This is a genomic window from Streptomyces sp. UW30, from assembly GCF_008042075.1.
In the GTDB taxonomy this organism is placed as follows: Bacteria; Actinomycetota; Actinomycetes; order Streptomycetales; family Streptomycetaceae; genus Streptomyces.
The window spans coordinates 124249-135083 of record NZ_RDBN01000033.1; the positions used below are offsets into that span (position 1 = coordinate 124249).

Genomic DNA, 10835 nt, shown 5'->3' on the forward strand with positions numbered 1-10835 from the left:
CGCCCTCGTCCTCGCCCTCACCACCCTGGACGAGGCCCGCGCGGGGAACGTGACGGGAGCGGTTCGGTGCGGGTCCCTCGTATCGGCCGTTACAGGCCGTTCGCCGGACCCGGCGCCAGTGGCTGTTCCGTCCAGATCACCTTGCCGTCCGCCGTGTAGCGCGTGCCCCAGCGGTCGGCGAACTGGGCCACCAGGAACAGGCCCCGGCCGCCCTCGTCCGTGGTGGCCGCGGTGCGCAGGTGCGGGGCGGTGCTGCTGCCGTCGGAGACCTCGCAGATCAGGGCGAGGTCGCGGATCAGACGGACCCGGATCGGGCCGGTGGCGTGCCGCAGGGCGTTGGTGACCAGCTCGCTGAGGATCAGCTCGGTCGTGAACGCCTCCTCCGCCAGGCCCCAGTCGGTCAGTGTCCGGGCCGCCGCCGCTCGCACCCGGGCCACCGCGGAGGGGTCGTCCGGGACGTCCCAGGACGCCGTGCGGTCGGAGGGGAGCAGCCGGGTCCGGGCGACCACGAGGGCGACGTCGTCGCGCGGACGCTCGGGCAGCATGGTCTCCAGCACCGCCTTGCACGTCTCCTCCGGCGTCCGGCCGTGCGTCGGAGGCGTCGCGGCGAGCGCGCCGCGCAGCCGCTCCAGCCCCTCGTCGATGTCCCGGCCCTGGTCCTCCACCAGCCCGTCCGTGTACAGCACCAGCCCGCTGCCCTCGGGCAGTCGCACCTCGGTCGCCTCGAAGGGCAGGCTGCCGCCCAGGCCCAGCGGCGCCCCGCCGGGCACGGTCAGGAACTCCACCTCGCCGTCGGGGTGCACGAGGGCCGGTTCGAGGTGGCCGGCGCGGGAGAGGGAACACAGCCCGGAGGACGGGTCGTACACCGCGTACAGGCAGGTCGCCCCGGTGATCGGCGCTGCCTCGCCCTCGCCCTCGCCTTCGTCCTGGTCGATGCGGGCCACCAACTCGTCCAGATGGCCGAGGAGTTCGTCGGGCGGCAGGTCCAGCGTGGAGAAGTTGTTGACCGCGGTGCGCAGCCGTCCCATCGTCGCCGCCGCGTGCAGTCCGTGTCCCACGACGTCCCCCACCACCAGGGCCACCCGTGCGCCCGGCAGCGGGATGACGTCGAACCAGTCTCCGCCCACCCCGCCCTGCGCCGCCTGCGCGGGCAGATAGCGGTAGGCGACGTCGAGGGCGCTCTGCTCGGGCAGGGCCCGCGGCAGCAGGCTGCGCTGGAGCGTGACCGACAGGGTGTGCTCGCGGGTGTAGCGGCGGGCGTTGTCGATGCTGACGGCGGCCCGCGCCACCAGCTCCTCGGCGAGGGAGATGTCGTCGCGCTCGAAGGGATCGGGCCGCTCGGCGCGCCAGAAGGTGGCCATGCCCATGATGACGCCACGGGCCCGCAGCGGGACCGTGAGCATCGAGTGGAACCCGTACCGCACGATTCTGCGGGCGTTGTCCGGATCCTGCTCCTGCCAGCCGGAGAGGGCGGGCATGTCCGTCTCCAGCACCGTCTTGCCCGTGCCGAAGCCGAAGGCCTGCGGGGTGGCCGGGGCGAAGTGGATCAGCTTGCCGAGGGGGTACAGCGGGCTGTCGTCCCGTACGCCCTGGAAGGCGACCCGGCGCATGTCGGTGCGGCCCTCCTTGGGTTCCTCGCCGCGCAGCACCGGATCCGCGAGATCGACGGAGACGAAGTCGGCGAACCGCGGCACCGCGAAGTCGGCCAGTTCCTGCGAGGTGCGTGTGACGTCGAGGGTGGTGCCGATCTCCAGCCCGGCGTCGTACAGCAGCTTCAGCCGCTCCTGCGCGACGTCCGCCCGGCCGGTCAGCGTCCGCAGCTCGGTGGTGTCCCGCAGCGTCGCCACACTGCCGGGCGGCCCGCCGTCCCGGTCGGTCGAGCGCTGGCTGACCGCCAGCAGCCGCCCCTGCGACAGATGCACCTCGTCGGTGGCGTCCCGGCCGGAGGAGAACAGCCGGGCCAGGTCGCTGCCGATGCCGAGGGCGACGCAGGGCCGCCCCTCCGCGTCCGCGGACAGCCCGAGCAGCCGGCGCGCCTCGTCGTTCGCCAGCGCGAGCCGACGCCGCTCGTCCATGATCAGCACACCTTCCCGCACGGAGTGCAGGACGGCGTCGTGATGCTCGTACATCCGCGTCATCTCTTCGGGCCCCAGCCCGTGCGTCTGGCGCAGCAGCCGGCGGCTGACCAGCGCGGTCCCGCCGGTGGCGAGGATGAGCGCGGCGGCCGCCGCTGCGAACAGCGTCGGCAGCTGGTGGTCCACGAGCCCGCCGACGCTTGCGAGCGTCACCCCGGCGGCCACCAGTCCGACGACCTCGCCCCGCTCGTCCGTGACCGGGACCACGGCCCGCACGGACGGCCCCAGGGTGCCGGTGTACGTCTCCCGTACGACCCCGCCCGCCGCGGCCGGTGCGATGGTGCCGACGAAGTGCTTGCCGATCCGGTCCGGGTTGGGGTGGGTGTAGCGGATCCCGTCCTTGGTCATCACGACGATGAAGTCCACGTCGGTGTCCTTGCGCGCGGCCTCGGCGCCGGCCTGGAGTGCCGCGCTCGGATCCGGGCTCGCCAGGGCATCGACGATGCCGGGCGACTTCGCGAAGGACTCCGCCACGGCGAGGGATCGGTTACCGGCCTCACGCCTGGTGTCGGTGCGCACCTGGAGTACCAGGGCCACCACGGCGGCGGCGACGAGGAGCACGACGATGGCCGCCTGCAGCACGAAGACCTGCCGGGCCACGGTACGTGCGCTCAACAGCGAGCGCAGGCGGCCGAGGAATCCGGCCATGCCTCATTTCTAACACCGTTCCCCGCGGGGAGCACGGTGCGGGCCACGGGAGGTGCCGGGTCCGCGACGCCGGCGGGCCGCTGTTCCGGCGGAGCTACGGCGAGCACGACTCGACCCGGACGGTGCCGGACGGCTCGCGGGGGGCGGGCGCTTCGGTCCTGGCCGGCATGCGGAGCAGGAGCAGGGCCGCGTCGTCGTGGAGACGGCCGCCGACGTGGGCCAGCAGTTCGCCGTGCAGCGCGGTGACGGTGTCCACCGGCTCGTCGCCGGTGTGCCGCGCCAGCCCCTCGGCGAGCGGATAGAACTCGCGGTCGTGGTTGCGGGCCTCCGTGACACCGTCGGTGTACAGCAGCAGCTGGTCCCCGTCGGCGAACGGCAGCACCTGCAGATCGGGCGTCTCGCCCGACAGGGTGCGCAGACCGAGCGGCGGGGCCGGACGGACCGGCTCGACCGGTACGACGACGGAGTCCCGTACCAGCAGCGGCGGCGCGTGACCGCAGTTGACCACCTCCAGCTGCCCGTCCCGCGGGTACCCGGCGACCACGGCGGTGACGAAGTCGTCGGTGCCCAGGTTGCGCGCCAGACTCCGCTCGATCCGCGCGACGACGTCCAGGAGATCGGGCTCGTCATGGGCGGCCTCGCGGAACACACCGAGCACCAGAGCGGCGGTCCCCACGGCCGGCAGGCCCTTGCCGCGCACGTCACCGACGATCAGCCGGACCCCGTGCGGCGTCGACACCAGGGCGTACAGATCGCCGCCGATACGGGCCTCGGCCGCGGCCGCGCTGTAGCGCACGGCCACTTGGAACGGCCCGACCGTCGCCGGTATCGGCTGGAGCAGGGCCTGCTGGGCGGCCTCGGCGACGGAGCGCACCGCCGCCAGCACCCGCTCGCGCCGGCCGCGCAGCGCGCTGGTCGCGGCGCACGCCAGGGTGACCACCAGCAGGGAGGCCAGCGCGACCGCGAGCACGCCGTCCGCGGCGTCGCCCCGGATGCCGAGGCTCACCCCGAGGACGGCGGACAGCAGCCCCACGCACAGGACGCCGCGCGGCCCGCCGGTGGTGGCGGCGAGCGCGGGCGCGGTGGCGAGCAGCGGCACCCAGGTCACCCCCGAACCGTCGACGAGACCGACGAGCACGAGAGCGCAGACGATCAGGATCGGCAGCATGGGCAGTACGGGCGTGACGGCGACCAATCGCCTCGGCCAGTGGTCGGGGTCGTGATCGAGGGCCTTGCTCATTGCTTGTCCGCTGTCCTCACCTGTGCGTGGGGGCATGCACCCGGGGAAATGTCTGCTTTATTCAGGAAACGGGTTCGACCCGGGGTGGGACAAGGACTGGGATTTCAGATAGTGAGCGACAGGCCCCTGGTCACGCGGTTCGCGGTCGGGATCAGCCGCGCCGTGACCTCCTCCAGCCGCGAGCGCCGGTCGGCACGCAGCGAGACGCCCAGCGAGCCGAGGGTGTTGCCGCTGTAGACGGGCACCGCGACACACACCGTGCCGAGGGCGTACTCCTCCATGTCCGTGACCGCCGGGGCCAGCGGCGCGGATTCGAGGCGTCTGAGCAGCTCCGGGCGATCGGTGATGGTCCTGGGCGTGAGGTCGGCGAGCTGATGCCGGGACAGGTAGTCCTTGCGCGCCTCCTCGTCCAGCTCGCGCAGCACGGACTTGCCGAGGGCCGTGGCATGCCCCGCGTCCTCGAACCCCACCCAGAGGTCGACCCGGGGCGCGCGCGGCCCGTCGACGATCTCGGCCACCCGGATCTCCCCCTCCTCGTAGAAGGTGAGGTACGCGGCGCTGGACAGCTCGTCCCGCAGCGCGGCGAGCGTGGGCCGGATCCGGCTGAGCAGCGCCTGCCCCCGGCCCGTCGTGTGCAGCGTCTGAAGCCGCTCGCCCAGGATGAACCCGCCGTCGTCGAGCTTGCGTACGTATCCGTCGTGCACCAGCGTCCGCAGCAGGTGGTACGCCGTGGCCAGGGGCAGGCCGGTCTCCCGCGCCAGCTGCTTCGCCGGCGCGCCGTTCTCGTGCGCGCTCATCGCCTCCAGCAGACGGAAGGCGCGCTGCACCGAGCCGATGAGCGTAGGGCCCTCACCACCACCCATAGGAACAGCGTGCGCCGGGTGCCGGGCGCGGGCAAGGCGGGTCTGGTGGGGGGTGTCTGCGGTGCCTGTGTGACGGGCGGGTGTCCGGGGGCACCCGTGTGACGAGCGGGTGGCTACCGTGCCTGTGCGATGGGTGAGTGTCCGTGGTGTCTGTGCGATGAGCGGGTGTCTGCGGCGCCGGTGGGATGAGCGGGTGTCCACCGTGTCCGTGCGACGAGCGCGCTGCAGCACCCGTGCGACTAGCAGGCGTCCACTGCCCCCGTGACAGGGCGGGTGTCCACAGCCCCCGTGCGTGGGGTGGGCGTCTACGGCCCCGTGTGACGGCGGGTGTCCACCGCGCCGGTGCGACGAGTCGGCGTCCACCGCCCCCCCTGCGACGAGCACGCGCTGCAGCACCCGTGCGACCAGCAGGCGTCCACTGCTCCTGTGCCAGGGCGGGTGTCCATCGCCCCCGTGCGTGGGGCGGGCGTCTACGGCACCCGTGCGACGGCGGGTGTTCACCGCGCCGGTGCGATGAGCGGGTGTTCACCGTGCCCATGCGACGAGCGCGCGCTGCAGCACCCGTGCGACCAGCGGGCGTCCACCGCCCCGTGCCAGGGCGGGTGTTCACCGCCCGCGTGCGAAGGGCGGGCATCTACCGCCCCCGGTGCGACGCCGGCGTCCACCGCGCCGGTGCGATGAGCGGGTGTTCACCGTGCCCGTGCGACGAGCGCGTGCTGCAGCACCCGTGCGACCAGCGGGCGTCCACTGCCCCTGTGCCAGGGCGGGTGTTCACTGCCCGCGTGCGAGGGGCGGGCATCTACAGCCCCCGGTGCGACGCCAGCGTCCACCGCGCCGGTGCGATGAGCGGGCGTCCACCGTCCCCCTGCGACAAGCGCGCGCTAAAGCACCCGTGCCACCAGCAGGGCGACGTCGTCGTGGTCGTCGGGGTGGCGTAGGCCGTACAGGAGGAGGTCGCAGGTCTCCTCCAGGGGCCTGCGGGGTTCGTCGAGGAAGCCCAGCAGGGCGTTCAGCCGGTCGTCGATGGAGTGGTGCCGGGTCTCGACGAGGCCGTCGGTGTAGAGGACCAGCAGATCGCCGGGGCCCAGCTCGACGGTCGTGGCGCTGAACGTGATGCCGCCGACGCCGAGCGGGGCTCCGGCGGGCAGTTCGAGCAGCTCCGGCGCCCGGCCCGGGCGGGCCAGCGCGGGCGGCATGTGCCCGGCGTTGGCGATGTGGCAGCGCCGGGTGCGCGGGTCGAACACCGCGTACAGACAGGTGACGATGTAGTGCTCCAGATCGCAGGTGATCTTGTCCAGGTGCCGCAGCACGGCGCCCGGGTCGAGGTCGAGGTCGGCATAGGCGCAGGTCGCGGTGCGCAGCCGGCCCATGGTCGCGGCGGCGTCGATGCCGTTGCCCATGACGTCGCCGACGACCAGCGTGGTCTTGTCGTCCTCCAGCGGAATGACGTCGTACCAGTCGCCGCCGACCTCGCTGGTGGCCTGCGCGGGCTGGTAGCGGTAGGCGATCTCGAGGCCGGTGTGGTGCGGCGGGTGGTCCGGCAGAAGGCTGCGCTGCAGGGTGAGGGCGGTGTTGCGCACGCTCTGGAACCAGCGGGCGTTGTCGATGGCCACGGCGGCCCGGCTGGCCAGCTCGCCGGCGAGGACGACGTCGTCCTCGTCGAACGGCACCGGATTGCGGGTCCGCTTGAGGTCGAGGGCGCCCAGCACCTCGCCGTGCGCGATCAACGGCACCGCGAGATAGGAGTGCACGCCCGCCCGCGACAGCAGGCTCGTCGCCTCGGCGTCCCGGGCGATGCGCCGCAGATCGTCGTCGCCGACGTGCCGCACCAGGACCGGCCGGCCGGTGTGGACGCACAGCGTCACCAGCCGGTCCCCGTCGTAGGCGGCGAGGTCACCGGGCGGGTCGGCGGCACGCAGGGCCACACTCGGGTACGCCGCCTTCAGGGCCAGCGCGCGGAACAGCTCCGGGCCGTTGTCCGGTCGCCGCACGCGCCGGCACGCGAGCGCCGAGTCCAGCACGTCCACGGCGACCACATCGGCCAGCTCGGGCGTGGCGACCTCCGCCAGCTCGTGCGCGGTCCGGTCCACCTCCAGCGTGGTGCCGACCCGGGTCGAGGCGTCGGCGATCAGGGCGAGACGTCTGCGCGCCCGGTCGGCCTCGGCGGCGGCCCGGTGCCGCTCGGTGACGTCGACGAACGAGATGGCCGCGCCGAGGACCCGCCCGCCGGGATCCTCCAGCCGGTAGAAGGACAGCGACCAGGCGCGCTCCTGCTCCGGATCGGCCGGCGGACGGCCCACGTGGTACTGGTCCAGCAGCGGCGTGCCGGTGGTGAGCACCTGGCGCAGGCAGGACACGATCGTGTCGATGTCGGGCAGCGGCAGGGTCTCCCTGAGCAGGCGGCCGAGATGGTCCTCGGCGGGGGTGCCGTCGATACGCGCCAGAGCCGGGTTGACCAGCAGGAAACGCAGCTCGGGGTCGACCAGGGCGATACCGATCGGGGACTGGTTGATCAGCCGCTCGCACAGCGCCAGGTCCGTCTCGACGCGCTGGAGCAGCGAGTGGTCGGCCGCGATACCCAGCGCGTAGACGTCCCCGAGATCGTCCAGCAGCCGCATGTTGCGGAACTCCGTCAGCCGGGTGCTGCCGTCCTTGTGCCGCACGGGGAAGGTGCCGGCCCAGCTCCGGCCCGTCTCCAGCACCTCCGTGAACAGTTGCACCACGGCCGGCAGATGCTCGGGGTGGATGAACAGCCGCGTCGCGGGCGTGCCGAGCGCCTCCTCCGCGGTGTACCCGAAGAGCTCCTCCGCCTGCGGGGTCCAGAACACCACGCGCCCGGCCGCGTCCACGACCACCGCGGCCACGCTCAGCACATCGAGCAGCCCGGTCGGCCGGGGCGGCGGGGCGTACCCACCACCGTCGGACTCGAAGGTCTCGGCTGCCATCCCAGCACCTCCGCCACCGGCCGGCAGAGCACCGGCACCGACTCCGGCCCTCACCGGGTACCACGCTTGCGACGACCGGCACCTCCATGCTCTCTCCGCCCTCGCCGCTTGCCCAGTCCGGGCGCTCCGCGGCGCCGGGCGGAGCGGATCCGGGCGTCGTCGGCCCGTGCACATCGGGCGGACAAGCAGGAACATGGTCGTGTAGAGGACGGGACCCCCAGGGACGCTGCGTGAGGACCCATGGAAGCTCCGCGAGAAAGGCCCGACGCGGCCGCGTCGGCAGGACCGCGCGCCCTCTTCGACGTGTCCACCGACGCGGCGGCGGTGGTGTCCGGGCACGGTGTCGTGCTCGGCTGGACCCGGGCCGCGGAGGAACTCCTCGGCCGTCCGGCGGCACAGGTCGTCGGCACCTCCGCCGCGCTTCTGCTGGCCATGCCCGGCGACCCGGTCCGGGTCGCCGGTGTCGCCGAGCGCTGCCGGGCCGGCATGGGGTGGAGCGGCCGCATTCGCCTGCGCCACCGTGACGGGCACCCCATCGACGTGGATCTGCGGGTCTCGGCGTCCTTCGGCATCGGCGGCGACGAGTGCTTCCTGATCTCGGCGCGCGAGCCGCTGCGGCAGTGGGCCGCCGGCCAGTCCGTCCTCGACGGCTTCCTGGCCCGCGCCCCGGTCGGCATGGCCGTGATGGACACCCAGCTGCGCTACGTCTGGCTCAACGACACCCTGGAGCGCTTCGGCGGAGTGCCCCGTGAGCAGCGGCTCGGCCGCCGACTGAGCGAACTGCTGCCCGGGCTCCAGGCGGAGACCATCGAGGGCCTGATGCGCAAGGTCCTGGAGACGGGCGTGCCGGTCACCGACTACGAGTACGTCGGCTGGAGCTGGGCCGATCCACACCGCCAGCGCGCCTACTCCACGTCGTTCTTCCCCCTCGTGGACACCGACGGCACGATCACCGGGGTCTGCTACATGGTCTCGGACGTCACCGAGCGGTGGAACGCCCGCCAGTTGCTGACGCTGGTCAACGAGGCGGGGACGCGCATCGGCACCACGCTGGACGTGCTGTGGACGGCCCAGGAACTGGCCGACTTCGCGGTGCCGCGCTTCGCGGACTTCGTCGTCGTGGACCTGCTGGAGCCGGTGCTCAGCAACGAGGGGCACGGAGCGTGGCTGACCGACGCGGGCCCGGCCCGCGCCAAGCCGGTGATGCGCCGGGCCGGCATGAGCTCGGTGCGCGAGGGCTGCRCGGAGGCCGTGGTGCGGGTCGGTGAACGGGTGGACTTCGTGCCCCCGCCGCACGACGCGCATCTGCTCATCGACGGCGACCCGATCCTCATCCCGGTCCTCGACCCGGCCGACGACCTGTGGGCCACCGAGCAGCCCGCGCGAGCCGCCAGCATGCGCGAGTTCGGCCTGCACTCCCTCATCTCCGTGCCGATGCGCGCCCGCAACACCGCGCTCGGCCTGGCCACGTTCATCCGGTCGCTGAACCCCGTCTCGTTCCAGCCCGACGACGTCCTGGTCGCGCAGGAGCTGGTGGCGCGGGCGGCGCTGTGCGTCGACAACGCGCGCCGCTTCACCCGGGAGCACACGGCGGCGGTCACCCTCCAGCGCAGTCTGCTGCCCCAGGCCCTGTCGGGCGGTACGGCGCTGGAGGTCGCGTCCTCCTACCTGCCGGCCGACGCGACGGGTGGCGTGGGCGGCGACTGGTTCGACGTGATCCCGCTGTCGGGCGCCCGGGTGGGCCTCGTCGTCGGTGACGTCGTCGGGCACGGCATCACCGCCGCGGCGACCATGGGCCGGCTGCGCACCGCCGTACAGACCCTCGCCGACATGGAGATGCCGCCCGACGAACTGCTGGCCCACCTCGACGACCTCGTGCTGCGGCTCAGTGAGGAGCGCTCCGACGACGGCGCCGAGGCGGCCCACCGGGGCACGGCCGGCTTCCTCGGCGCGACCTGTCTGTACGCCGTCTACGACCCGGTCACCAGACGCTGCACGATGGCCCGCGCRGGCCACCCGCCCCCGGTCGTCGTCACCCCCGACGGCCAGGTCTCCTTCCCGGAACCCCCGCCCGGACCGCCGCTCGGACTGGGCGGGATGGGGTTCGAGGCCGGCGAGATCGAACTCGCCGACAACAGCCTGTTCGGCCTCTACACCGACGGCCTCGTCGAGGCGGCCGGCCGCGACATCGAGTGGGGCATGACCCGACTCGGCGACATCCTGTCCCGACGGGACCTCGACCTCGACATGCTGTGCTCGTCCGCGGTCCGCCAGCTGGTACCCGTCCCACAGCCCGACGACATCGCGCTCCTGCTGACGCGCACCCACTCCCTGGGCACCGAACACGTCGTCTCCTGGGAGGTGCCGGTGGACCCCGCCGCTGTCGCCGACATCCGGTCCCGGGCGACCCGTCAGGTTCACGCGTGGGGCTACGGCGAACTGGCCATGACGACCGAACTGATCGTGAGCGAGCTGGTCACCAACGCCATCCGCTACGCCGAACCCCCCATCCGCCTACGGCTCCTGCGCGACTCCCGGCTCACCTGCGAGGTCGCCGACGCAAGCAGCACCGCCCCACGCCTGCGCCACGCCCGAAGCATGGACGAGGGCGGACGCGGCCTGTTCCTGGTGGCCCAACTCGCCCACCGCTGGGGCGCCCGCTACACGGCCGACGGAAAGATCATCTGGGCCGAACAGGAGATTCCGTAGGGGGTGATCCTGAGCGGGAAGCGGCGTCGACGCGCTGACGCCCGAACAGGTGCCTGCCACTTCGGCGCGGCTCAGCCCGAGGACGTCGCGACCGCGAGGCCGAACCCGATCAGTACGACACCCGTGGTCCTCTCCAATGCACGGTGAACCCGTGGCCTGAGCAGGGCTGGGCCGGCCTTTGCCAGGAGAACCACGTAGCCCGCCAGCCAGGCGAGGGTGAGCGTGGCGTGGAGGAGGACGAGGAGCGCCATGGACCAGGTGGCCGGGAGGTGGGGCGGGGCCAGGGGGGCCAGGG

5 protein-coding genes and 1 pseudogene are annotated in these 10835 nt (G+C 73.2%); 1 reads left to right on the forward strand and 5 read right to left on the reverse strand.

The window, feature by feature from the left end; all coding sequences use genetic code 11:
• Window positions 1-89: 89 nt before the first annotated feature.
• From EAO75_RS15810 to EAO75_RS15825, 4 genes are all read right to left on the reverse strand, one after another.
• Entirely contained in the window at window positions 90-2783 is a 2694-nt protein-coding gene (locus tag EAO75_RS15810) for a SpoIIE family protein phosphatase/ATP-binding protein (RefSeq protein WP_147995701.1), read from the reverse strand.
• A 94-nt stretch (window positions 2784-2877) separates the two neighbouring features.
• Complete coding sequence (locus tag EAO75_RS15815) at window positions 2878-4023, reverse strand: PP2C family protein-serine/threonine phosphatase (RefSeq protein WP_187284457.1); 1146 nt, start codon at window positions 4021-4023, stop codon at window positions 2878-2880.
• 104 nt (window positions 4024-4127) lie between these two features.
• Entirely contained in the window at window positions 4128-4886 is a 759-nt protein-coding gene (locus EAO75_RS15820; RefSeq protein WP_147995702.1) for an IclR family transcriptional regulator, read from the reverse strand.
• An 881-nt stretch (window positions 4887-5767) separates the two neighbouring features.
• Window positions 5768-7831, reverse strand: coding sequence for a SpoIIE family protein phosphatase (locus tag EAO75_RS15825; protein ID WP_147995703.1), 2064 nt, complete (start codon window positions 7829-7831; stop codon window positions 5768-5770).
• 240 nt (window positions 7832-8071) lie between these two features.
• Between EAO75_RS15825 and EAO75_RS15830 the strand changes: the two genes are divergently transcribed.
• The gene (locus EAO75_RS15830; protein ID WP_147995704.1) at window positions 8072-10540 is read left to right on the forward strand and encodes a SpoIIE family protein phosphatase; all 2469 of its coding nucleotides are present in this window, start codon (window positions 8072-8074) and stop codon (window positions 10538-10540) included.
• 71 nt (window positions 10541-10611) lie between these two features.
• On the opposite strand, the pseudogene EAO75_RS15835 reads toward EAO75_RS15830, so the two are convergent.
• A pseudogene (locus EAO75_RS15835) lies at window positions 10612-10835 on the reverse strand (LysE family translocator); the annotation flags it as partial.